Annotated in this window: 17 protein-coding genes; 11 read left to right on the top strand and 6 right to left on the bottom strand. The window is 68.8% G+C overall.

Going from position 1 to position 23,624, the window contains the following annotated elements; genetic code table 11:
- Positions 1 to 87: 87 nt before the first annotated feature.
- Positions 88 to 687 carry a GDSL-type esterase/lipase family protein gene (locus GV790_RS11925; protein WP_163813418.1) on the bottom strand — a complete coding sequence of 200 codons (600 nt, stop codon included), beginning with the start codon at positions 685 to 687 and terminating at the stop codon, positions 88 to 90.
- Positions 688 to 771: 84 nt separating this feature from the next.
- On the opposite strand from GV790_RS11925, the gene GV790_RS11920 reads away from it, so the two are divergent.
- From GV790_RS11920 to GV790_RS11910, 3 genes are all read left to right on the top strand, one after another.
- Complete coding sequence (locus GV790_RS11920; protein WP_163813417.1) at positions 772 to 1,554, top strand: 2OG-Fe(II) oxygenase; 783 nt, start codon at positions 772 to 774, stop codon at positions 1,552 to 1,554.
- Positions 1,541 to 2,305, top strand: coding sequence for an SDR family NAD(P)-dependent oxidoreductase (locus tag GV790_RS11915; protein WP_163813416.1), 765 nt, complete (start codon positions 1,541 to 1,543; stop codon positions 2,303 to 2,305). Before GV790_RS11920 ends, GV790_RS11915 begins: the two co-directional genes overlap by 14 nt.
- Positions 2,306 to 2,542: 237 nt before the next feature.
- Positions 2,543 to 4,918: a lysylphosphatidylglycerol synthase transmembrane domain-containing protein gene (locus GV790_RS11910; protein ID WP_163813415.1), complete on the top strand. Its 2,376-nt coding sequence runs from the start codon at positions 2,543 to 2,545 to the stop codon at positions 4,916 to 4,918.
- Positions 4,919 to 5,065: 147 nt separating this feature from the next.
- Here the strand turns inward: GV790_RS11910 and fadD5 are convergent, their stop codons facing one another.
- Entirely contained in the window at positions 5,066 to 6,634 is a 1,569-nt protein-coding gene (fadD5, locus tag GV790_RS11905) for a fatty-acid--CoA ligase FadD5 (RefSeq protein ID WP_163813414.1), read from the bottom strand.
- A gap of 330 nt (positions 6,635 to 6,964) precedes the next feature.
- Between fadD5 and GV790_RS11900 the strand changes: the two genes are divergently transcribed.
- On the top strand, positions 6,965 to 7,942 hold the full coding sequence (locus GV790_RS11900) for an NAD(P)H-dependent flavin oxidoreductase (RefSeq protein WP_163813413.1): 978 nt from the start codon (positions 6,965 to 6,967) through the stop codon (positions 7,940 to 7,942).
- Positions 7,943 to 8,132: 190 nt separating this feature from the next.
- Here GV790_RS11900 and GV790_RS11895 read toward each other — a convergent pair whose 3' ends face one another.
- Positions 8,133 to 9,092: an MBL fold metallo-hydrolase gene (locus GV790_RS11895; protein WP_280212354.1), complete on the bottom strand. Its 960-nt coding sequence runs from the start codon at positions 9,090 to 9,092 to the stop codon at positions 8,133 to 8,135.
- A gap of 147 nt (positions 9,093 to 9,239) precedes the next feature.
- On the opposite strand from GV790_RS11895, the gene GV790_RS11890 reads away from it, so the two are divergent.
- Genes GV790_RS11890 through GV790_RS11880 form a run of 3 tightly spaced genes read left to right on the top strand, consistent with a single transcriptional unit; the run spans position 9,240 to position 16,584 of the window.
- Positions 9,240 to 9,500: an acyl carrier protein gene (locus GV790_RS11890; RefSeq protein ID WP_163813412.1), complete on the top strand. Its 261-nt coding sequence runs from the start codon at positions 9,240 to 9,242 to the stop codon at positions 9,498 to 9,500.
- Entirely contained in the window at positions 9,497 to 14,923 is a 5,427-nt protein-coding gene (locus GV790_RS11885) for a type I polyketide synthase (protein WP_163813411.1), read from the top strand. Before GV790_RS11890 ends, GV790_RS11885 begins: the two co-directional genes overlap by 4 nt.
- Positions 14,920 to 16,584, top strand: a complete 1,665-nt coding sequence (locus GV790_RS11880; RefSeq protein WP_163813410.1) for a fatty acyl-AMP ligase — start codon at positions 14,920 to 14,922, stop codon at positions 16,582 to 16,584. Before GV790_RS11885 ends, GV790_RS11880 begins: the two co-directional genes overlap by 4 nt.
- 18 nt (positions 16,585 to 16,602) lie before the next feature.
- Here GV790_RS11880 and GV790_RS11875 read toward each other — a convergent pair whose 3' ends face one another.
- The 3 genes from GV790_RS11875 to GV790_RS11865 form a co-directional block, all read right to left on the bottom strand.
- Positions 16,603 to 17,004: an RNA-binding S4 domain-containing protein gene (locus tag GV790_RS11875; protein WP_163813409.1), complete on the bottom strand. Its 402-nt coding sequence runs from the start codon at positions 17,002 to 17,004 to the stop codon at positions 16,603 to 16,605.
- Between the two features lie 3 nt (positions 17,005 to 17,007).
- Positions 17,008 to 17,598: a C40 family peptidase gene (locus GV790_RS11870; protein WP_163813454.1), complete on the bottom strand. Its 591-nt coding sequence runs from the start codon at positions 17,596 to 17,598 to the stop codon at positions 17,008 to 17,010.
- A 477-nt stretch (positions 17,599 to 18,075) separates the two neighbouring features.
- Positions 18,076 to 18,372 (bottom strand): hypothetical protein, encoded by a 297-nt coding sequence (locus GV790_RS11865; RefSeq protein WP_163813408.1) that lies wholly within the window; start codon positions 18,370 to 18,372, stop codon positions 18,076 to 18,078.
- Between the two features lie 153 nt (positions 18,373 to 18,525).
- Here GV790_RS11865 and GV790_RS11860 point away from each other — a divergent pair, with 153 nt between their 5' ends.
- The 4 genes from GV790_RS11860 to GV790_RS11845 all read left to right on the top strand — a co-directional run bounded on the left by GV790_RS11860 (position 18,526) and on the right by GV790_RS11845 (position 23,596).
- On the top strand, positions 18,526 to 19,707 hold the full coding sequence (locus tag GV790_RS11860) for an ATP-binding protein (protein ID WP_163813407.1): 1,182 nt from the start codon (positions 18,526 to 18,528) through the stop codon (positions 19,705 to 19,707).
- 128 nt (positions 19,708 to 19,835) lie between these two features.
- Positions 19,836 to 21,788 (top strand): acyl-CoA dehydrogenase family protein, encoded by a 1,953-nt coding sequence (locus GV790_RS11855; RefSeq protein ID WP_163813406.1) that lies wholly within the window; start codon positions 19,836 to 19,838, stop codon positions 21,786 to 21,788.
- Positions 21,789 to 22,185: 397 nt separating this feature from the next.
- Entirely contained in the window at positions 22,186 to 23,145 is a 960-nt protein-coding gene (locus GV790_RS11850) for an alpha/beta fold hydrolase (RefSeq protein WP_375139385.1), read from the top strand.
- Between the two features lie 163 nt (positions 23,146 to 23,308).
- The gene (locus GV790_RS11845) at positions 23,309 to 23,596 is read left to right on the top strand and encodes a hypothetical protein (protein ID WP_163813404.1); all 288 of its coding nucleotides are present in this window, start codon (positions 23,309 to 23,311) and stop codon (positions 23,594 to 23,596) included.
- Positions 23,597 to 23,624: the final 28 nt, after the last annotated feature.

Genomic DNA, 23,624 nt, shown 5'->3' with positions numbered 1-23,624 from the left:
GTCCCAGACAATTGGGTTCGCGGCTACCGGCGCGGTCGACAGGAGGCGAGACAGACAACCGCCCCCGACCAGCTCACCGGCGGCAACTCAGTGCGACAACCACTCTCGCCAGGTCGGCCGGATCAGCTCCGCCAACACCGCGTACCCCTCGGCCCCCGGATGCGCGCCGTCGCCGATGCGGACCTCGTGCCGCCAGACCGGATCGGCGCTGAGACGCTGGTGGGTGCGGACATAGGGCACGGCGGCGGTGGCGCAGAGCTCGGCGAAGCGGGCGTCGAGGGCGGCGGTGCGGGCATTGTGCTCGTCATCGTCGATCGGTGGCGGAGCGACGACCAGGGCCGGCCAGCCGCGGTCGGCGGTCTCGGCGAGCAGGGCGGTCAGATTCGCCACCGAATCGGCGGCGGCCACTCGCTGCCTGCCGTTCTCGATCATGGTGTCGTTGACACCGAAGGAGAACACCACCCTGGCGTCGGCGTCATCGGGCAAGCGCGGCAGGGATTCGGCGAGCCAGCGCGCCCGGATCTCGGAGGAGGTCTGCCTGCGCACGCCCAGGTTGTACGCCGTCACCGGATGGCCGCAGGCGTGCGCGTCGGCGACCAGGCGGCCTGCCCAGCCGAGCGCCGACGGGTCACCGACGCCGGCGACGAAAGAATCACCGACGAAACAGATACGGGTATCGCGACTCACCCGATGATCATGCCTCCGCACTGCGGACGTGCACGTGCCCAGCCGTGCAATAAGATCGCGGTGTTCGTTCGGGAGGGAGTGATCGTGGCAGGGGAATCGGAGCGGCGTGCCGCCGCCCCGCAATGGTTCGCGGACCTGCTCGGCAGTCGGCACTGGATTCGCCGCACCGAGCCGTTTCCGCACGTCTACGCGCGTGATGTGTTCGCGCCGGAGTTCTATCGCCGCCTGGCCGAGGAGTTCGACCGCGCCCGCCGCGAGCATGCCGATCGATTCGCCAAGGTGGCCGACAACTATGGGGCCAGCGGTATTCGGCTGACCGAGCTGAGCAACGGCCCGCTCGCGGTGTTCCAGTCCCGCGAATGGCACGACATGATCGCCGGTGTGGCCGGAGTCGAGGCGACCGGTGACGTCGAGGCGTCGCTGCACAGCCATCCGGTCGACAGCCCGCGCGGCTGGCCGCACAACGATCTCGCCCCGGCCTGGTTCGCCGGCGCCGCCCCCGGGCCGGGTGAGGTGCGCGTCCCGGAACCGAACGTCGACACCAAGACCGGCCCGCGCAGCGCCGACATCGTGGCCAGGGAAACGGTACGGGCGGTCACGCTGCTGTTCTATCTGGCCAACGACCCGTGGGAGCCGGGCGGCGGCGGTGAGACGGCGCTGTTCAGTAAGGGTGAGCGCGGTGCGCGACCGGCGAAACTGGTCCCGCCGCTGAACAATTCGCTGGTGATGTTCGAATGCACACCGCGCTCATGGCATGCCTTCGCCGGTGCCAACACCGCCGAACGCAACTGTGTGGTGATGTGGCTGCACCGGCCGAAGGCCGACGTGGTGCGGCGTTGGGGAGGAGACCGCATTGTCCAATGGTGAGCGCCGCGTCTGCCTGATCACCGGGGCGGGCGGCAGGCTGGGTGACGCGTTCTGCCGCGCGCTCTACACCCACTACGACATCGTCGCGGTCTGCCGCAATCGGGTGCCGGCCGCGCCCTCGCAGGAGGAGTGGTTCGTCGATCCGCTCGAACCGGACCGGGTGATTCCGCAGAACGAGTCGCGGGTCTTCGTGGTGCATTCGGATCTGACCGAGCCCGGCGAGCCCGAACGGGTCGTGGATCTGGCGCTGGCCAAGTTCGGCCGGGTGGATCTGCTGGTGAACAATGCGGCGAATATGGCGCTGCACCCGCTCGGCGTGGTCGACGGCGATGCCGCACTCGACGCGTTCGGACCGGTGTTCACGCTGAATGTCGAGGTGCCCCTGCGGCTGGCGACCCGGCTGGCGCAGCGGTTCTGGCTGCACGACGACGCCGCCAACCGCGCGAACAACCGCAATGTCGTCAATGTGTCCAGCATGTCGGGGCCGGAAGTCTTCGGTGGTCAGACGCTGTACGGCACGTCCAAGGCCGCGCTCAACAAGCTCACCCGCCATCTGGCCGACGAGTTCGACGAGTTCGGCGTGCGGGTCAACGCGATCGCGCCGGATGCGTTCCCCGGCTCCATCGCCACCACGAAGGTCGTCCGCGCCATCGTCGAACTCGACAGTGGCGAGATGACCGGGACGGTGTTCAGCGTGGTCCCGCCGACCGGCCCTCCGGTGGGACGGCACGCTCGCACGGCCGGGGCCTGAGTCCGTCCGGCCGCACCCAACCGCGGCCACCGCACGGCCATCATCCCGGTGCGGAGAAGCGGGCCACGCTGATCGAGGCGCCGCCGATACCACTTCCCGGCTGTCTGGGCAACCGATTGCCGGACGTCGGTGCGGCGTGTTGGTGTGTATCGTCCGCCTCGGCCTCCTGCATACTCACCTGCAGTGAGCGAGGGTGGCCGGCGTAGCTTCAACTCGATCCGAAAGTACCGATACGACATGCGAGTCGATGGGCGGGACATCCCGGTCACGGGCAGCCTGCTGCAGCCGTTGACCCGGCGCACCAGTGACATCATCCGTGTCGTCCTCGCCGCGATCGGGGTCGGGGTGGTGATCGCGGGTTCGCTGATCACCCGGCCGGAATGGCTGGCGCTGGAACGTTCGGTCTCCAATATCGTCGGATTCCTCAATCCCGACCAATCCAACCTGGTCTATCTGCTCTACGGCATCGCCATCCTGATCCTGCCCTTCGCCATCCTGATCGAGCTGGTGCTCGGCAGGCAGTGGAAACTGATGGCCGGATACGCGGCGGCGGGGCTGGTGGCCGGGTTGCTGCTGTCCATCACCGGTACCGGGCTGTCGGCGCCGAAATGGCATCTTCAGGTGCCGGACAAGCTCGACAACACGTTCTTGCAGCAGTTCCTCGACGATCCGCGCTGGATCGCGATGCTGGCCGCGGTGCTGACGGTGTCGAGTCCGTGGCTGCCGGACCGGGCCCGGCGCTGGATGTGGTTTCTGCTGCTGGCCTTCGCCCCGATCCATCTGGTGGTCAGTACCGTCGTGCCGGCGAGGGCGATGTTCGGGCTCGCGGTGGGCTGGCTGGTGGGCGCGGTGATCGTGCTGGTGGTCGGCACGCCCGCGCTCGAGGTGCCGCTCGACGCGGCGGTGCGGGTGCTGGCCAAGCGCGGGTTCACCGTGACCGCGTTCACCGTGGTGCGGCCGTCGGGCCCTGGCCCGCTGTTGCTGTCGGCGGCGGTGGCCGGGCCGGAGCGCCGGCTCACCGTCGAGTTGTACGGCAAGAACCAGCGCAGCCACGGCGCGCTGCGCCAGCTGTGGCGCTGGCTGACGTTCCGTTCCAGCGAGACCGCACCGCTGCACGGTTCGATGCACCGCGCGGTCGAGCATCGGGCGCTGATGGCGATCGCGGTCGGCGATCTGGGGATGGCGGCGCACGCGCCGGTGGCGGTGGCGTCGCTGGATCGCGGGTGGATGCTGTACGCCCATACGGTGCCGCGCGGGATGCCGCTGGCCGAGCTCGACGAGGAGATGCTGCCCGGACTGTGGCAATCGCTGGATTCGCTGCACCGGCGCCAGATCGCGATCGGTGATCTGCGTCCCGACGAGATCCGGGTGGAGGACGGCCTCGCCCGCTTCGGCGGGTTCATCGGCGCCGAGCTCGGCGCCTCCGACGCGCAGATCCAGTCCGATGTCGCACAGCTGCTGGTCTCCACGGCGTCGATCTTCGGCCGCGAGCCCGCGGTGCGCGCGGCGATCGCGACCCTCGGCGAGCAGGCGGTGCTCACCGCCTCGCGCAGGCTGACCAGATCCGGTATGCCCTCCGGGATCCGCAAATCGGTGCCGGACTGGAAGGCGGTGATGTCGGGCACCCGCGACGAGGTGCGCAAGCAGACCGGCCAGGACCGGATCGAGGCCGAGCAGATCACCCGGTTCAGCCGCAAGAGCATCATCCAGCTGGTGCTGCTGATCGGCCTGGTCTACGTGGCCTATCCGTTCATCAGCGCGGTGCCGACCTTCTTCAGCCAGCTGCGCACCGCGAATTGGTGGTGGGCGCTGGCGGGCCTTGCCTTGTCGACGCTCACCTATATCGGCACCGCGGCCGCCCTCTGGGCGTGCGCGTCGGGTGTGGTGAGCTTCCGCAACCTGGTGATCATGCAGGTGGCCAACACCTTTGCCGCGACCACCACGCCTGCCCGGGTGGGTGGCCTCGCGCTGAGCGTGCGATTCCTGCAGAAGGGCGGCCTCGGCGCGGTCCGCGCGACGGCGGCGGTGGCGTTGCAGCAGGCCGTGCAGGTGATCACCCACATCAGCCTGCTGGTGTTCTTCAGCATCGCGGCGGGTACCTCGGCGGACCTGTCGCATTTCGTGCCCGACGAGACCATCCTGTACCTGCTCGCCGGCGTCGGCGTCGGCATCATCGGCACCTTCATGTTCGTGCCGAAACTGCGGCGCTGGCTGAATACTTCGGTGCGGCCGCAGCTCCAAGAGGTGCTCGGTGAGCTCGCCGATCTGGCCAAGGATCCGAAGCGGTTCGCCATCATCATCGCCGGCTGCGCGGCACTGACGCTGGGTCAGGCGCTGGCGCTGTGGGCCAGTGTGGAGGCCTTCGGCGGCGGGACCACCTTCGTCACCGTCACCATCGTGACCATGATCGGCGGCACCCTGGCCTCCGCGGCGCCGACGCCGGGTGGTGTCGGTGCGGTGGAGGCGGCGCTGATCGGTGGTCTGGCCGCATTCGGGCTGCCCGCCGCCGTCGCGGTGCCGTCGGTGCTGCTCTATCGCGTGCTCACCTGCTGGCTGCCGGTGTTCTGCGGCTGGCAGGTCATGCGCTGGATGACCAACAAGAACATGATCTGAGCCGACCGGGAACACAGTTGCGCCCACCTCTGAGCGACAACATGTTTCGCTGACGCTCAAAGGTGGGCGGCACTATCCCCGGGGCAGATCTGTCGGCGGCGCTGCCGACGTCAATGGTCCGGCGCGCGGCGAGGATTCACGTGAAACCTACGAATGCTGGTTGCGCAGCTCGACTTTCACGACCTTGCCGCTGGCGTTGCGCGGCAACTCCGGAACCACCACGAGCTCCTTGGGATGCTTGTACCTGGCCAGGTTCTCGTTGAGGAACGGTTCCAGCTCGGCGAGGGTCAGCTCACCCTCCGGATCGGCGAGGGCGACCACCGCGACCGGGACCTCACCCCACTTCTCGTGCGGACGGCCGATGACGGCGGCCTCGCGGATCCGCGGATGGGCGAAGAGCACGTTCTCCACCTCGGCACAGTAGATGTTCTCGCCGCCGGAGATGATCATGTCCTTCTTGCGGTCCACCACATAGATGAAGCCCTCCTCGTCCTGGCGGACCAGGTCGCCGGAGTGGAACCAGCCGCCGGCGAAGGCGTCGGCGGTGGCCTCCGGCTTGTTCCAGTAGCCCTGCATGAGGGTCGGTCCGCGATAGACGATCTCGCCGACCTCGCCAGGGGCGACATCGTTCATCTCGTCGTCGACGATGCGGGCCTGGATGGTCGGAATGGGCTTGCCGACCGAGCCGAGCTTGCGGATCGCGTCCTTGCCCTCGAGCACGCAGGTGATCGGCGACATCTCGGTCTGCCCGAACACCGCGACGTTGAACGCGTCGGGGAAGCATTCGGCCATGGCCTTCAGCACCGTGTCGGAGGCGGGCGCGGCGCCCCAGCTGAGCGCCTTCAGCGCGAGCTTGCGCTCCTTGACGGTGGGCTCATCGCAGATCAGCTGCCATTGCGCGGGAACGCAGAAGGCCGTGGTGGCCTGCTCCGCCTCGACCGCGTCGAGGAATTCGGTCGCGTCGAAGGCGCCGAGCGGATGCAGCACGGTCTTGGCCCCGAGCATGAAATACGGTGCGAGACTGCCGAGTCCGGCGATATGGAACAGCGGCGAGGTGCAGAAACCGATCGACTCCTGATCGATGGCCATCGCCCGGATACAGGTCAGGGCCTGAGCGTTCATATTGGCGTGCGAGAGGATCGCGCCCTTGGGGCTGCCGGTGGTGCCCGAGGTGTACATGATCAGGCTCGGCGTGTCCTCGGGGATGTCGAGCGGGGTGTGCGGCTGCCCCTCCTCGGCGAGCAGGGCCTCGAAGCCGAGTACGCCGTCGGCGGATCGGCCGCCGATGACCACGCAGGTCTCCAGCGATTCCACCTGCCCGAGGACCGCGGTGGCCAGCGGCTGGAGCACGGTGTCGGTGATGACCACCTTGGCGCCGCTGTCGGAGGCGATGTAGGCGACTTCGGGCGGGGTGAGCCGGAAGTTCACCGGGACCGCGATGGCGCCGAGGGCGTTGATGCCGAAGACCGACTCCAGGTATTCGGGATAGTTGAGCGCGAGGATGAGCACTCGGTCGCCGAAGCCGACACCGCGGCGGGCCAGCGCGTCGGCAAATTTCAGCGAGCGTTCGTGCAGTTGCCGCCAGGTGGTGTCGGCGCCACGGAACCGCACGGCGACCTCGTTCGGCCGCATGGCCGCATGGGTCGCGAGCTGGTTGTTCCAATGATTGCGCCGCGATCTGATCGGCTCGTCCAACGCTTGCACACCGGTGGTCATCCAGGCACTCCTCTCCCGCACGGTGGCCGCCGGAGCGTCCGGCGGTGGTGACGGGCTCAACCTGTGCGAAGAATAACAAGTAACTTACCCGGCAACAAGGATTCGCGCTGCTGATTCGGCGTTAATCTTCCGGCCACACCGCCATGGCAGGGCTATCGGCAATATCCGCAGGCTGTCGGCAGTTTATCCGCCTCGACAGGTAGGTCGACACAGCCAGCAGGATCGCAGACATATGCGAATCCCCACTTACTTACAGCTTGTCGAGAGGTTGATTCGCGTGTCACGATCTCCCCGAGAGCGGGCACGCCCGCGACGAGCAGAGGAGAAGCAATGCTGCGGACCAGGTTCACCGAGACCTTCGGTGTGGAACATCCGATCGTGCAGGGCGGCATGATGTGGGTCGGCCGCGCCGAACTGGTCGCGGCCGTCGCCAATGCCGGCGGGCTCGGTTTCATCACCGCCCTGACCCAGCCAACCCCCGACGACCTGCGCCGCGAGATCGCGCGCACCAGGGAACTCACCGACAAGCCCTTCGGCGTCAACCTCACCATCCTGCCGTCGATCAACCCGCCGCCGTACGCCGAATACGTGCAGGCCATCATCGACAGCGGCATCAAGATCGTGGAGACCGCAGGCAGCAACCCGGAACCGTTCCTGCCCTATTACCGCGACGCCGGCGTCAAGGTGCTGCACAAGTGCACCAGCGTCCGGCACGCACTCAAGGCCGAGCGGATCGGCGTCGACGGCGTGAGCATCGACGGCTTCGAATGCGCGGGCCACCCCGGCGAAGACGACGTCCCCGGTTTGGTGCTGATCCCGGCCGCCGCCAGGGAACTGAGCATCCCGATGATCGCCTCCGGCGGTATCGCCGACGCTCGCGGCCTGGTCGCCGCGCTGGCGCTGGGCGCGGACGGCGTCAATATGGGCACCCGCTTCCTGTGCACCCAGGAGTCGTGCATCGACCACAAGGTCAAGGAGCGGATCGTGGCAGGCAGCGAGCGCGACACCCAGCTCATCTTCCGCACCATGCGCAATACCGCCCGCGTCGCCGACAACGAGATCAGCCGCAAGGTCGTCGAGATCGAGAAGGCGGGCGGCACCTTCGACGACGTCCGCGATCTGGTCGCGGGCGCACGCGGGCGCCGCGTCTTCGACGAGGGCGATCTGGACGCGGGCATCTGGTCGGTCGGCCTGTGCCAGGGCCTGATCCACGACATCCCCACCTGCGCCGAACTCATCGAGCGCATGGTCGGCGAGGCCGAGCAGCTGATCACCGCGCGGCTGGCGGAGACCGTCGTCGTCGGCTGATCCGCAGCGGATCGGGGCGAATACCGCGCCCCGGCTCGCGCTCGGCCCCGCGATCGCATGTGCCGGGCCGACCGACCTCGCCGACGCGAGACGGCGATGTGCCGTGGGGCGAATCAGTCCGGCCCGGACCTGCCCGCTGCTGGAACTCGGTGGCGTCTCGGACGAGCGAGCCGCGCGGCCCCGACACGGCTCAATGGTGGCGCGCCGCCAGTGCCGAGACGGCGTCGTGGTCGTGTGCGGCGACGACGTCGATGCCGTCGGGCAGGGCGTGCAGACGATGGATGGTGGCGAAGGTGGCGTCGCGATCGGCGTCGAACAGCAGGCCAGGCATCGGGGCCTTCTCGCGGATCAGTTCGATCTGGAGTTTGTTCCAGACGGCATCGCCTGCTAGCAGGACGCGGGAGCCGTCGTCCACGGCGAGCAGCACGCCGATGCTGCCGGGGGTGTGGCCGGCCAGGTCTACCAGGACGACCGAACCGTCACCGAAGAGGTCCTTGCTGCGGTGGAAGGTGAGCACCGGTGGGCCGTCGAGTTCGAAAGGCGCGCAGGCCCGGTTGTCCAACGTCGCCCGCACGACCGACATGGGCGCCTGCGGCCCGGTGGTCGCCCAATCCAATTCCGCTGCGGGCAGCTTGATTTCGATCGACGACGGCAATTCGAGCAGGCCGGAGACGTGATCCCAGTGCAGATGGGTCGGCAGCACGAAATCGATATCGGAGACCGCGATATCGCGGGCGGCCAAGGCATCGGACAGGCCGAGCACGGGCTTGTCCGGCGCGACCAGCAGCGGAATCGGGAACGGCAGCCCCGGCAGCACCCGGCTGTGCGGGTCGGCGCACAACGCCGGGTCGACCAGGAACCGGGCGCTGGGATGTTCGACCAGGTACGAACCCATAGCCATCGGCAGCTCGCGCAAGCTACGCACCCCCTCGGCGACGATGGTGGCCGGCGCCGACATCGTCGCCTGCGGGATCACCCGCAACCGGACGGTGGCGCGGGCCCGCGGTAGCGGCGCCTGCTCGATGCTCGCCAGCAACCCGGCATCGGGACGGCGTGGGCGCAGCAATTTCGGCGGCGTAGCCACCAACGCCGCACAGCAGCGCAGCACGGTCGGCACGGTCGGAATACGCCCATCGCGGATATCGGCCACGCTGCCACGGTAGGCGATCCGGCGTGTCGGCGAAAGGGCACGCAGGCAGCGCAATCGCACCTTGCCGAGACCGAATTCTCCGGCATAATCGCGTGGGTACCAGCCGGGGTGCGCGGCTGCCGATGCGTGATCGGGAAGAGGGGACGGATGGGGGCGAATCAGCTTGGCGGCCAAGCGCTTACCCGCCGCGCGCTCACCGATGCCGCGGTCGCGACCGTCGCCGGAATACTCGCCGTGGACCCGTCCACGATCAGCACCGGCACGAGCTTCGCCGACCTCGGCCTCGGCTCGGCGCAATTGGCTCGGTTGACCGCGCATCTGGAGGACGCCTTCGGCGTCGAGGTGCCGATCACCGCCCTGTACGACCACCCCGATATCGAACAACTGGTCGACTCCCTCATGCGATGAGCCCACCCCATCCCACCTCGACGCCGGTCTCGGTCATCGGCATCGGCTGCCGCCTGCCCGGAGCCGACGGACCGCACCAGTTCTGGCAGCTGCTCCTCGACGGCCGAGACGTCACCGGAATGCCGCCGCAGGGCCGCGCCGGTCATCAGCGAGGCGGCTACCTCACCCGGATCGACCGCTTCGACAACGAGTTCTTCGGGATCTCCGGCCGCGAGGCAGCGGTGATGGACCCACAGCAGCGGATCGCCTTGGAAGTGGCCGTCGAGGCACTCGACGATGCCGGAATCGGCTACCGCGCACGCGGTTCGGCGGGCGCGGTGATCTTCGGCGCCTGCGGGTTCGAGCACGGCGGTGCGGTACTCGGACACGGCGGCTACGACCCGCCGTACGCCGTGACCGGCTCGGCGTCGAGCATCATCGCCAACCGGCTGTCCTACGCCCTCGATCTGCGCGGCCCGAGCCTGGTAGTCGACACGGCCTGCTCGTCGTCGCTGGTCGCGGTGGATCTGGCGGTGCGATTGCTCGCCGACGGCAGCGTGCCGTTCGCGGTGGTCGGTGGCGTCAACCTGACCTTGCTTCCGCATACCGGCGACTATCTGGCCGAGGCCGGGTTCCTATCGCCCACCGGCCGGTGCGCCCCGTTCGACGCGGCCGCCGACGGCTATGTGCGCGGCGAAGGGTGCGCCGTCGTCGTGTTGCAACGCAGTATCGACGCTCGGCGCGAGGGCAATCGCACGTATGCGGAGATCGTCGGCTCGGCGGTCGGCTCGGACGGCCGGTCCAATGGGTTGTACGCGCCGAACGGGCGGGCGCAGCGCGAGATCATCCGGACGGCGTGGCAGCGTGCCGGGCTCACTCCGAGCGTGCTCGGGTACCTCGAATGTCACGGCACCGGTACCGCTTTGGGTGACGCGGTGGAGGTCGGGGCACTGGCCGAGGTGCGCGCGGACGCCGATGGCGATGCCTGGATCGGGTCGCTCAAATCCACTGTCGGCCATCTGGAAGCCGCGGCCGGAGTGGCCGGGTTGATGAAGGCCGCGCTGGCCGTGCATCACGGAACCATTCCGCCGACCGCCAATTTCACCTCGCCCAATCCATTGCTGCGGCTCGACGAGCGCGGGCTGCGTGTGCCGGACGTGGCCGTCGACTGGACCGGCGTGCCCGCGGTCGAGCGATACGCCGGGGTCAGCTCGTTCGGGTTCGGCGGAACCAATGCGCACGTCGCGCTGCGTGGGGTCGTGAAGCCGCAACCGCGCGAGCCGCAGCCACCATCGCTCATACCGTTGTCGGGTCGCGACGCGGGCGAACTGAGGGAAACTGCGTCGCTGATGGCGCGGATGCTGGATCCTGCGGCATTCGTTCGTGATGCCGACTCCGGCGTCAGCGCTCGGCGCGGTCCTGACGCCGTGCGTGCGGCGGTGGATGACGCCGATAGCGCCGACCGGCCGATCGACCATGCGGAGCCGATCACAGGGCGCCCCGGCCCACCCGCGGCCGAGCAACCCACCCAGGTCTCGGCGGCTGACGGTGACCGTCGCGGCGGCACTCCGCTGCCGGTTCTCGCCGCGGGCTCGGCCCGGCTCATCGGCGCGGCGATGCGGGCGGCGGTGATCGCCGACGACGCCGCGGCCGCCGTCGCCGGGCTGCGTGGATTGGCCACAGGCGCAGCGGATCCGCGCGTGGTCGGGCCGGCGGCACAGCGCCGGCCCGGTGGATTGCTGTTGCTGTTCTCCGGTCAGGGCGGCCAGCATGCGCGGATGGGACGGGTGCTCGCCGCGCGTTATCCGGTGTTCGCCCGCGCGCTCACCGCGGCCGCCGATGCCATCTGCGACGCGGGTGGACCGCGGGTATGGACGCCGCGACGTGGCTTCGGCGGCAACGACAGCGGACGTAACGCGACCGAGGTCGTGCAGCCCGCGTTGTTCGTCTATCAGATCGCGCTGTCGGAGCTGCTCGCCTCATTCGGGGTGCGCCCCGACGGCGTGGCCGGGCACAGCCTCGGCGAAGTCGCCGCGGCCGCGGTGAGCGGAGCATTGACGTTGGCGGACGCGGCGCGGGTGGTCGTCGCGCGCAGCCGGGCATTGGCGCGGTTGGACGGTCAGGGTGCGATGGCGGTGCTCGAGGCCGAACCGGACCAGGTGGCGCTCATGGTCGAGCCGCTGCGGGCGTCGGCCGGGATCGCGGCGGTCAACGGACCGCGTTCGGTGGTGGTGTCCGGCACCGAACGCTCGGTGGAGGCGGTGGTGCGGCGGGCACGGCGGCGAGGCCTGTTCGCCCGTCGGGTGGCGGTGGCCTTCGCGGCGCACAGCCCGCAGGTGGAGGCGGTGCTGCCGGAGTTCTGCGCGGCCATCAAGGACGTCGTCGCCCGCGTACCGCAGACGCCGGTGTACTCGACCACCCATGCCGGTCGCACGATCACCTCCGATGCCACCGACGCCGAGTACTGGCTCGATAATGCCCGTGGCACAGTCGAACTCGCACGCGCGTTGCGCAGCGCCGCCGATGCGGGGTTCTCGACGGTGCTGGAGATCGGCCCGCATCCGCAGCTGATCTCAGCAGTGCGTGATCACGACGATCTCGGCATGACCGCGCATGCGGCGACCGCTCGCGACGACGAGGCGGCAGGCCTGCTCGCCTGCCTCGCCCAGCTGTATGTGGAAGGCCGGGCACTGAATTGGTCGGCGCTCGGCGGGTTTTCGGGTGCCCCGCGCAGGCGATGGCGGCGGCGCCGGTTTCCGCTCGTCGCCGGTGCGGCATCGGCCGGTGCCGAGGATTTCGGCGAGCACGTGGTCGGCGGTGTGGCTCTGGTGCCCGCGGCGTATTGGTTGCGGCGGTTCACGCAGTTGGCCGGTGCGTGCGGGCGGGCCGCGCTCGCGGAGGTCGTGGTGCACGCGCCACTGGCGGCCGGCGCGACGGCCGAGGTGGTGTTGCGGCGGGAATCGGAAAGTGTGCGGGCGGAGGCCCCGGGTGCCGGAACGCTGGCTAAAGCACGGCTCACCGATGGCCCCACACCCGGTGACATCATCGCATGGATGCGGGTGGTCGATGCCAATCGGGCAGGCCGTAGCGGTCTGCGTGTCATCGCACCCACCGCCTTCTACGCGGCGCTGCGCGAGCGCGGACTCGCCTACGGCCCGGCGTTTCGCCCGCTGCGTACCATTGCCGGCGGCCACGACCGTGCGATCGGCACCCTCGCGGCCGCCGACGCCGACGCCACCGCGACGATCGACGGCTGCCTGCACCTGCTGGCCGCCCTCGACCACTCCGCTCTCCCGCCCGATGCCGTCCCGCTTCCGATCGCCATCGCCGCGGCCTGGCTGTCCACCGAACGAGACCGCCGCCTCTGCGAGGTCCACGCCCTGCTGCGTACCCGCACCGCCACCGGGCTCATCGGCGACGTCATCGCCACCGACCAGCACGGCGCACCCGCCCTTGCCCTCACCGGTGTCCAGATCCGCTTCACCCGTCCGGGCGGCGAGCCGGCGAACCCGGTGGCGGCGCCGGCGAATGCGCTCGCGCCCCGGCGCGGCGCGCGCACACCCGTGGGCGCGGAAACGGTCGTGCGCAGCACGGGCACGGTCGATTTCGATTCCACGTGGCACACCGGGGACGTCCGGAGCGACCCGTGGCAGCCGACTCCGCCCGATGCCACTGCCCGGTCGACGCCGGGCCGGACGGCGCTCCCCGGCCGCCCGCCCATCGCCTACCCGGACCGGGCAGCGCCCGCCCTCACCCGCGTCCCCGAAGCGCCCACCGTGTGGTGGCGCGAGACCTGGGAACCGTTCGAGTTCCCCGCGCCTTCGCCGAGTCCGGTGACCGCGCCGGCATCGGTGAATCCCGCCGGGCCCGGCGCCGGCGCAGAAGTTCGGCGGATGCTGGTGGTCGGTGAATCGGAGGCTGCGGTCCGGCTGACGCGGGTGCTGGATCGGCGCATGCCCAGTGAGCGGGTGGCGCGAGAGGCGGATGCGGCAGCACCGATCGTGGACGCGGTGCTCGCGGGCAGGACCGCGGCGGCGCGGACGGCAGTGGTCGTGGTGTGGCCCGCCGACGATGACGACCTGGCCGACGCGGGCTACGGGGCAGTCGTCGATCGGATGGGGCGCGTGCTCGACCTGGTACAGCGAGTCGTGCGCAGCCCCGTGGCGGCTTCGCTGAGCATGGTGCTGCCCGAGCTGCACGGTGTCGCCGAGCCGAGCGTGATCGGCGGGGTCGCGGGGCTGCTGCGCTCGGTGCGGCTGGAATCCGGTCCGATGGTGCGGCTGGTGTGGACCGATGACCGTGGCGACCCGGAGATGCTGGCCGAATTGCTCACCGATGCGTCGCCGGGTCTCCCGGCGGAGCTGCGGCTCACCGGCGGCGGGCCGGCCACCCGCCGATTCGTCCCCGTCGCACCGGAGCGGGCGCCCGGCACCATCGACCCGCTCGGCACGTATGTGGTCTGTGGCGGGCTCGGCGCGCTGGGTTCGGTCGCGGTGCGGTGGCTGCTCGACAGCGGCGCCCGCGACGTGGTGGTGCCGACGCGCGCCCCGCGGCCGGTGCCGACGCTGCTGGATGGTCGCGAGGATCGGATCGTGGTGGTGCGCTGCGATACCGCCGATCGCACCGATCTCGACCACGCACTGCGCGATATCCGCGAATGCGGTTCCACCATCCGCGGTGTGGTGCATGCCGCCGGCGCACTGGAGGACGCACTGATCGAGGACGTCACTCCCGCCCAGCTGGACCGGATGTTCGCGCCCAAACTGGCCGCCGCCACCAACCTCATCGAACTGACCGCCGCCGATCCCACCGATTTCGTGCTGCTGTTCTCCTCCGCCGCCGGTGCGTTCGGCGCACCCGGCCAGTCGGCGTACGCCTGCGCGAATGCCGCCATGGACGCCCTCGTCCACCGTTATCCGCATCGGCGCGTCATCAGCGTCGGATGGGGACTGTGGGACACCGGGCTGGCCGAATCTGCCGGTGGGGCCGACCATTTGCGGCGGGCGGGCATCGTCCCGTTCGACGCCGATCGTGGCGCGGAGCTGTTGCAGCAGGCCATCGGCCATCAGGCGGGCCACCTGGTCGCGCTGGACTACCGGGAGACGGCGGATCCGTCACCGGTGGCGCAGCGCTTGGCCGAACTGCTGGCCGGGCGCCGAGCCGTCACCGAGCCCGGTCCCACCGGGGATACCCAGCTGGTTGCCCTGATCCACCGAATCCTCGCAAACACCTTGCGGGTGGCTGCCGATTCCATCGATACCGCAACGGATTTCAACGACCTCGGCTTGACGTCACTGCTCGCTGTCGAGATGCGCCGCGCGCTCGAGCACGAACTGCGTATCCGCATCGCGACCGCGGACCTGTTCCGCCATCCCACCGTCGAATCGCTGGCCGCCGCGCTCGCCGAACGCATCGAGCACCCGGCTGCCGGTCACCCCTCATGACGCCGTCGTCCTATCTGCTGCACGAGCGCGTGGGGGCACATGCCCTCGACCGGCCGGACGCGGACGCTGTCGTCACCTTGACCTATCGGGGGACCGAACGCCTTGCCGCAGCATCGACCTATTCCGTACTTCACCACGCCGCCCTCGCTTACGCGCAGACCTTGCTCGACATCAGTGCGCCAGGGGACCGGATAGCCATCATGTGCCCGCACGGAGCCGCCTACGCCGTGGCGTTCCTGGCCTGCCTGAACTCCGGACGCATTGCGGTGCCGCTGTTTCCGGTGGGCCGGCCGGTCGAGGCCGAGCGCGCGGCCGTGATCCTCGCCCACGCCCGCCCCACGGTGGCGCTCACCGCGCCCGGCGATTCGCGAACATCGGCGATCATCGGTGAGCTGCCCGTCGTCACCGTCGATCCACTGGTAGAAACGCGAACCGACCCGCAGCCACCGCCGGTCGATCCCGCGAGTACGGCCTACCTCCAATACACCTCCGGCTCGACGCGCACGCCCGCGGGCGTCGAGGTGACGCACGCGAATCTCGCTGCGGCGATACGGCAATTGCGATCCGCCCTCCCGGCGACGACCGCCGCGCCCATCGTTTCCTGGCTGCCGTTCTTTCACGACCTGGGTTTGGTGTTCGGGCTGTCGCTGCCGCTGTATTCGGGGGTGCCTGCCGTGACCATGGCTCCGGAAGAATTCGCCAAACGTCCGGCGCGCTGGCTGCGCGCCTGCTCGGACTATCGTGCCGGTGCCACCGCGACACCGAATTTCGGCCTGGCCCTGTCGGTTTCACCCACCACGGGTGCTGAACGCGATGGATTGGACCTGTCCGCGCTTCGTGTCGTTCTCAACGGCGCCGAACCCATCCGTGCGGCAACCCTCACCGAATTCACCGCCACCTACGCGGCACACGGGTTCCGTCACCACGCCCACACACCGGGTTTCGGGCTCGCCGAGGCCACCCTTCCGGTCACCATCGCGGGCCAGGACCACGAACCGGTGGCGCGGCTGTTCGATCGCCGGGCGCTCGGTGCGGGGCGGGTCGTCGTCACCGACGACGAGCCGACAGGCACCCGGCTGGTCGGGTGTGGCGTGCCGGTGGGGCAGCGGATCGCCATCGTCGACCCGGACCGCTGCACCGAGGTCGAGCCCGGCCGCGTCGGCGAGATCTGGGTGGCGGGCCCGAATGTGTGCGCGGGCTACTTCGAGAACCCTGCGGTATCGGCCGCGACCTTCGACCAGCCCTTGCCCTCGACATCCGGCGGATGGCTGCGCACCGGCGATCTCGGGTTCCGGCACGACGGCCAGCTGTACATCGCCGGACGGTGCAAGGACGTGATCGTGGTGGACGGCCGCAATCATTACCCGGCCGATATCGAGGCGACCGTGACGGCCTGCGCGCCGGAACTGCGGCCGGGGCGGATCGCGGCGTTCGGTCACGACGACGGCAGCAGCGAGCAACTGGTGCTGGTCGCCGAGATCAGGGCGGCCGATGTCTGTGCCACGCAGATCGACCGCCGGATCCGCAGCGCCGTCGCGACGGTCCACGGCATCACCCCGCGCGACATCGTGCTGACCGTTCGCGGTCGGCTACCACTCACCAGCAGCGGAAAGATTCGCCGCTCGGCCTGCCGGGAAAACTATGTTGCGGGCACGCTTTGAGTGTCCACAGCGGCGCGATCATTCGGTGCGGCCGAGGAGCCGGTCGGTTTCGCGGCGTTCACGTTTGGTTGGCCGGCCGGAACCGCGATCGCGGCGCGGCATGGTGGCGAGGATTTCCCGCGACGGCGGCGGCGGACTGCGGTCGATCAGGCATTGCGCGGCGATCGGAGCGCTCACTCGTTTGGTGATGACGCGCTCGACGATCACGATGCGTTCGATACCGCTGATCCGGATGCGCACCTCGTCGCCCGGACGGACGGGCTGGGCGGGCTTGGCCGTCGTGCCGTTGACGCGGACGTGCCCACCTCGGCAGGCTTCAGCGGCGGCTGAGCGGGTTTTGAACAGCCGGACCGCCCAGGTCCAGGAATCCACTCGGGCCTGGTTCGCGGTGTTCTGTTTGCCGGGTTCGGCGCGGGCCACTCTTTAGACGATACGGCGTGCGGTGACCACGTCGTCGGGGCTCAGCGGGGTGTAGGAGACCGGGGTACCGGACTGGACCGCGTTGAGCAGCTGACCGCCGCCGGCGTAGATGCCGACGTGTCCGCCACCGTTGGTGATGACGATGTCACCGGGACGCAGATCGTGGAAGGCCACGGGAGCGCCGACGTGCGACTGTTCGAAGCTGGTGCGGGGAAGCTTGATTCCGGCCTGCCGGTAGGCCCACTGGACCAGACCGGAGCAGTCGAAGCTGAACGGGCCCGCCGCGCCCCAGGAGTACTGGGCGCCGACCTTGGTCTTGGCGGCGTTGAGGGCGATATCGCCGGGGGAGTTGTCGAACACGCCGGGCATCACCGGGGCGAAGCCGGGAACACCGGGTGCCGGGGCGGCGGCCTGCGGCCCGCCCTGCGCGTGCGGGGCCATGGCGGCCTGCAACTGCTTGTTGAGCTCGTCTACCGGCTGCTGGAACTCGGGCGGAACGTCCACCTCGAATTTACCGACGCCGGGAACGTCGATCGTGGCCGCCGATGCCGAAATGGCCGGCATGGCCCCTGTGGATGCTGCCACCGCGCCCATGACGAGCGCACCCTTGACGGAATTCGGCAAACGAGAATCCCGCTGCAAGCTGTGTTTACCCACCGAGCTGCGTCTCCGATCTTCGTGCTCTACCGCCGACCGAGCAAGGTTGACGACTATCTGCCGATGCCCGGTTCGAACAGCCGAGACCCACGAATCCCGACCGACGATGAAGCGGTGACCAGGTGGCGCCGCCTCTCTGACGAAGCGACAGACTCCACTAAGTCACGAGAAGATTACGGTGCGGACGCGATGTTGTCCAGCGCACAGAGCAGGGACTTTTCGAGATCTGCACACGCGGATGCAAACACAGTGCGCAACCGGACCATTCGCTCGGAGCCGCTTCGATAACGGACCGGTATCGCTGAAAACCTCCCGTTATCGGACCGATGCCGATAGTTACCCATCATCGGAGCTGGCCACGGATCTGCCAGCGTGAACAGCTACCGATCGTGGACCCGAACAGCATCCGCACAGCTATCTTCCGCGGGCCGAACCGCCGGCGAGATCGCCGACCGAGCGCTCGAGTTCTTCGATCCTGCGCCGCGCGGCCGCCAGCTCGACCTCCAGTTTCCCGACAGCCATCACCAGGGGCCCGACCGCCAGGTCCGCCACCAGCTGCGGATCGTCGTAACCACGCTGAATGGCGATGAGGATGTTGTCGCGGATCCGGCTCGCGACCACCGAACCGGCGGGAACCTCCCAGGACTCGACGACCTCGGCGGTGCCGGAGGGAATCTCGTCCTCGCCGGGCATCTCGTGCTCGCCGGACATAGTCGACTCCAATCTTCGCGGGAGGCCCAGCTTAGTTTCGGCAGGCACCGGCCGCGTCGCCGCCGCTCCGTGATCATGAATCGATAGCCGTATCTAGGACACGCCGTAGAGATGCCCAGAGATCTCTGTCGATCCGCGCTACGGTGTCGGGGTATGGACCCCGTGCGCAATCCGTATGCTCCCGGCGCCGGTCAGCGCCCACCCGAATTGGCCGGGCGGGATAAGCAACTCGACGCTTTCGACATCGTGCTCGAACGCATCGCGCGCGGGCGGCCCGAACGCAGCGTCATGCTCACCGGGCTGCGTGGGGTCGGAAAAACCGTGCTGCTCAATCAACTTCGTTCCGCCGCGGTCTCCCGCGGTTGGGGCACGGGCAAGATCGAGGCTCGTCCCGATCAAGAATTGCGAAGGCCACTGTCGTCGGCGCTGCATATGGCCGTCCGCGCGATCGCGATGGCGCATCGCAATCCCGAGCGGGTCGACGATTTCCTCGGCATCCTCAAGGCCTTCGCTCTGCGCGCGACCGCGGACAAGGGCATGCGGGAGCGCTGGCAGCCCGGCATCGACGTGCCCGCCGTGACCGGGCGCGCCGACTCCGGCGATATCGAGATCGACCTGGTGGAGCTGTTGGTCGAGGCGGCCGCGCTGGCCGCCGATATCGGGGTCGGGATCGCGATCTTCATCGACGAAATGCAGGATCTCGGGCCCGCCGACATCTCCGCCATCTGCGGGGCCTGTCACGAACTGAGTCAGGACGCGGCGCCGCTGATCGTGGTCGGCGCGGGTCTTCCTCATCTGCCCGCGGTGCTCTCGGCCTCGAAAAGCTATTCCGAGCGGCTGTTCAGCTACCACCGCATCGATCGGCTGGACCGCGAATCCGCCGACCAGGCACTCATCGCGCCGGCCGAACGCGAGGAAGTGAAGTTCACCGACGAAGCACTGCGGGCGCTGTACCAAAAGGCCGACGGCTACCCCTATTTCGTGCAGGCCTACGGCAAGGCGACCTGGGATCAGGCCCCTGGCAGCCCGATCACCGCCGAGGACGTGGCGGTCGCCGCGCCGACGGCCGAGGAGGAGCTCGCGGTCGGCTTCTTCGGTTCCCGCTATGAACGCGCAACCCCCGCCGAACGGGAGTACATGCGGGCCATGGCGGATCTGTCCGGCGATGACGGCCCGGTCGCGACGGCGGCGGTTGCCGCGGAACTCGGCCGGAAACCGGCGTCGCTGTCGCCCGCGCGCGATGGGCTGATCAAGAAGGGGCTGATCTACTCGGCCGAGCGCGGGACGATCGGATTCACCGTTCCACATTTCGGCCGGTATCTGCGCAGCGTCTGATTGCCCGTTATCCACCCTTCTACCGCGAGGGTTAGAAACCTGTAGAAATCGCCGGACTCCAGACCTACCGGCGGGTAACCAACTTTCCTACACTCGAATGTGATCCCGATCACGTCCGAGGAGCAGATATGGCTACCACCGCGAAAGTCGACGCCACCGAGGAACAGGCCCGGGCTCTCGTCGAAGAATCCCGCGAAATCGGCTGGGCCAAGCCATCCTTCGCCAAGGAGATGTTTCTCGGGCGATTCCGGCTGGACCTGATCCACCCGTATCCACGCCCCACCGCCGACGACGCCGACCGCACCGACGAGTTCCTGGCCCGGCTGCGCCCGGTCTGCGCCTCGATAGACGGCGCGCTGATCGAGGAGCAGTCGCGCATCCCGGATGATTACGTCCGCGCGCTGGCCGACCTCGGCTGCTTCGGCCTGAAGATCCCGCACGACTACGGCGGGCAAGGCCTGTCGCAGTACGGCTACAACCGGGCGCTCATGCTGGTCGGCTCGGCGCACCCGAGCCTCGGCGTGCTGCTGTCGGCGCACCAGTCCATCGGTGTGCCCGAACCGCTCAAACTGGCGGGCACCGAAGAGCAGAAGCGTGAATTCCTGCCCCGCTGCGCCGCAGGCGCGGTCAGCGCGTTCCTGCTCACCGAACCCGACGTCGGCTCCGATCCGGCACGCATGGCGAGCACCGCAACCCCGACCGCGGACGGCGAGGCCTACGAACTCAACGGGGTGAAGCTGTGGACCACCAATGGCGTGGTGGCCGAACTGCTGGTGGTGATGGCACGAGTGCCCAAGAGCGAGGGGCATCGCGGCGGGATCTCGGCGTTCGTGGTCGAGGCGGACTCACCGGGATTGACCGTGGAGCGGCGCAATGCGTTCATGGGCCTGCACGGCATCGAGAACGGCGTCACCAGGATGCACAACGTCCGGGTGCCTGCACGCAATCTGGTCGGCCGCGAGGGCGATGGGCTCAAGATCGCACTCACCACGCTCAATGCGGGCAGGCTGGCGATTCCGGCGCTGTGCACTGCGGCGTCGAAATGGTCGCTGAAGATCGCCAGGGAATGGAGCGGTCAGCGGGTGCAGTGGGGCAGGCCGGTCGGCGAGCACGCCGCGGTCGCGGCGAAGCTGTCGTTCATCGCGGCCACCACCTTCGCGCTGGAAGCGGTGCTCGATCTGTCGGGCACCATGGCCGACGAGGGCCGCAACGACATCCGGATCGAAGCGGCCCTGGCCAAACTCTGGTCCAGCGAGATGAGCTGCCGGATCGCCGACGAACTCGTCCAGATCCGTGGCGGCCGGGGCTACGAGACCGCCGCCTCGCTGGCCGCCCGCGGCGAACGCGCCGTTCCCGCCGAACAGCTGGTGCGCGATCTACGGATCAACCGCATCTTCGAAGGCTCCAGCGAGATCATGCGGCTGTTGATCGCCCGCGAGATGGCCGATGCGCATATGGCCGCCGCCGGCGCGCTGGTCGACCGGAACGCGGAGTTCAAGGACAAGGCCAAGGCGGCCGTCGGGGCGGGCGGTTTCTACGCGAAGTGGTTCCCGCAGCTGGCTGTGGGTGCCGGCACCGTGCCCGCGAGCTATCCCGAGTTCGGCCCGCTGGCCGGGCATCTGCGGTTCGTGGAGCGCAATGCGCGCAAACAGGCCCGGTCGCTGATGTACGCGATGGCGCGCTGGCAGGCGGGCCTGGAGTACCGGCAGAACTTCCTCGGCCGCATCGTCGATATCGGTGCGGAGCTGTTCGCCATGTCCGCGGCCTGCGTGCGGGCCCAGGACCTGCGCACCGCCGGTGCGGTGGAGGCGCGCTCGGCGACCGAACTGGCCGACACCTTCTGCCGGCAGGCCAGGCTCCGGGTCCGGGCACTGTTCGAAGCGCTCTGGGACAACACCGATGACGAGGACCGCGCGCTGACCCGCGGCGTGCTCGACGGCAACCACGAATGGCTCGAGGACGGTGTGCTCGATCAGAGTGAAGGCACCGGCCCGTGGATCGCCGAATGGCAGTTCGGTCCGTCGACCCAGACCAATCTGCTGCGCCCGTTCCTGCCCTCGACCCGCCGCGTGGGGACCTGACCGCACGGCGCCGGAGCAGCGCGATGGAAATATTCAGCAATCTCGGGGATGCGCTAGAACTAGCAATACTTCCATCGCGAAGCGGACGCCCATCGTCGTCAGCACAATCTACGGATATCTAGTAGTTCTGCTCGATAGCCGAAGACAAACCTCCACACGGCCATCAGCAGAATCTGCGAAGATATAGCAAAAATTGTAGATACACCCATAATTTCCTGTTTTCCCATGCGGGCCGCCCCCGATGTCGACCGCAGGACTCGGTTGGACAACGTGTGCATAACGCCAGGTAGGTGCGGCTAACGGGGCACCATCCGGCAGCGACATCCGGACGAGAACACTCCGACCACGGTGCGGACCTGTCCCACGGTGGGGCCGACAGGAGATAGTCATGTCCACGATGACCCTTGCGTGCCGGGCAGCCGACCACGACGGCCATCGCCTCACCGTGGCCACCGACGACGGCGTCCCGCTCGCCGTGCGCGTCTTCGGCGCCGACGACGCCCCGCTGACCGTGGTCTTCGTGCACGGACATTGTCTGCACACCGAATCCTGGTCGTTCCTGCGGGCCCATCTGCTGCGGCACTGGGGCGGCGCGACCCGCATGGTGTTCTACGACCACCGCGGCCACGGCGAATCCGGTGCGGGCGATCCGGCCACCTACACGATCGAACAACTCGGCCGCGACCTCGACACGGTGCTGCGAACGGTGAGCCCGCGCGGACCGGTGGTGCTGGTCGGTCATTCGATGGGCGCGATGGTGGTGCTGGCCTATGCGCGATTGTTCCCGCAGTCGATCGGCACCCGCGTCGTCGGAGTGGGGCTCATCGCCGGTGCCGCCAAGGGACTCACCGAGGTCGGCCTCGGCAGATTGCTGAATCGGCGCGCGGTGAACTCACTGCATTTCGCGGTGCGGCGGGCGCCTCGGACGATGCAGGCCTCGAAGCGGCTCTCGCGGCGAATCCTCGAACCTATCCTGCGGGAAGCGAATTTCGGTACCAGGAAGGTGAATCCGCGTCTGGTCGCGCTCGCCACCGCCATGATGAACGAGACCTCACTGCTCACCATGGCCGGATTCCTGTCATCCCTGATGGCCTTCGACGAGACGGCCGCCCTGCACCGGCTCGGCGCGATTCCGGCGCTGGTGCTGGCGGGCACGGCGGACATCATGGTGCCGTTCACCCATTCGGTGGTGCTGGCCTCGCAGTTGTCGGGTTCGGAACTGGTGCGGCTCGAAGGAGCAGGTCACGGCGTGATCTTCGAACGCGCGGAGGAGGTCGCCGCCTCGATCGCCTGCCTGGTGGAGCGAGCCTTCGCGGCGGCCAGAGGGCACGGCGGCGGGTACGCGTCGGCGGGCTGAACACATCGCTACTTGCCGGTATCCGACGAGCCGAATCCGATAACTTCAGTTACTGTGTTGTAGATCACGATGTGTGGTCGGTCACACGACACGCCGTCACGCGGCCAGCGAGGTCCGCGCGGTAGCCGATCCGGATGACCGGGTATGAACTCAGGAGGAATCGATGACACGCAGCGAATTCGCGGATCTCCGCTACGCCGTCGGCCAACTCCGGCAGTCCATAGAGGCACTGCGCGCGAACTACGGCGATGCCACTACGGTGCGCCGCCTCGAAAACGATTTGGAGCGGCTCACCATCGACAGCGAAGACCTCGAGCAGTCACCGCCACCGAGAGTGACCAAGCGGTCGCAGGAACCCATCTACGTGCCCGACAGCAAGTCCGACGAGGCCGCGTGGATGGGCGCACAGGACGAGGGCCTGGGCTTCCACTCCCGCCCCCGCACCAAATAGCCCTGCCGTCGTCCGCCCGCGTGCGGCG

The sequence above is a fragment of the Nocardia cyriacigeorgica genome, assembly GCF_010858045.1.
In the GTDB taxonomy this organism is placed as follows: Bacteria; Actinomycetota; Actinomycetes; order Mycobacteriales; family Mycobacteriaceae; genus Nocardia; species Nocardia cyriacigeorgica_E.
This window is presented reverse-complemented; position numbering and strand designations above follow the sequence as displayed.

Excerpts from the sequence above, each read along its gene's own strand:
- GV790_RS11910 (WP_163813415.1), top strand. The coding sequence starts at position 2,543 with ATGCGAGTCGATGGGCGGGACATCCCGGTCACGGGCAGCCTGCTGCAG.
- fadD5 (WP_163813414.1), bottom strand. The coding sequence starts at position 6,634 with ATGACCACCGGTGTGCAAGCGTTGGACGAGCCGATCAGATCGCGGCGC.
- GV790_RS11900 (WP_163813413.1), top strand. The coding sequence starts at position 6,965 with ATGCTGCGGACCAGGTTCACCGAGACCTTCGGTGTGGAACATCCGATC.
- GV790_RS11890 (WP_163813412.1), top strand. The coding sequence starts at position 9,240 with ATGGGGGCGAATCAGCTTGGCGGCCAAGCGCTTACCCGCCGCGCGCTC.
- GV790_RS11885 (WP_163813411.1), top strand. The coding sequence starts at position 9,497 with ATGAGCCCACCCCATCCCACCTCGACGCCGGTCTCGGTCATCGGCATC.
- GV790_RS11880 (WP_163813410.1), top strand. The coding sequence starts at position 14,920 with ATGACGCCGTCGTCCTATCTGCTGCACGAGCGCGTGGGGGCACATGCC.
- GV790_RS11870 (WP_163813454.1), bottom strand. The coding sequence starts at position 17,598 with ATGGGCGCGGTGGCAGCATCCACAGGGGCCATGCCGGCCATTTCGGCA.
- GV790_RS11865 (WP_163813408.1), bottom strand. The coding sequence starts at position 18,372 with ATGTCCGGCGAGCACGAGATGCCCGGCGAGGACGAGATTCCCTCCGGC.
- GV790_RS11860 (WP_163813407.1), top strand. The coding sequence starts at position 18,526 with ATGGACCCCGTGCGCAATCCGTATGCTCCCGGCGCCGGTCAGCGCCCA.
- GV790_RS11855 (WP_163813406.1), top strand. The coding sequence starts at position 19,836 with ATGGCTACCACCGCGAAAGTCGACGCCACCGAGGAACAGGCCCGGGCT.
- GV790_RS11850 (WP_375139385.1), top strand. The coding sequence starts at position 22,186 with ATGACCCTTGCGTGCCGGGCAGCCGACCACGACGGCCATCGCCTCACC.
- GV790_RS11845 (WP_163813404.1), top strand. The coding sequence starts at position 23,309 with ATGACACGCAGCGAATTCGCGGATCTCCGCTACGCCGTCGGCCAACTC.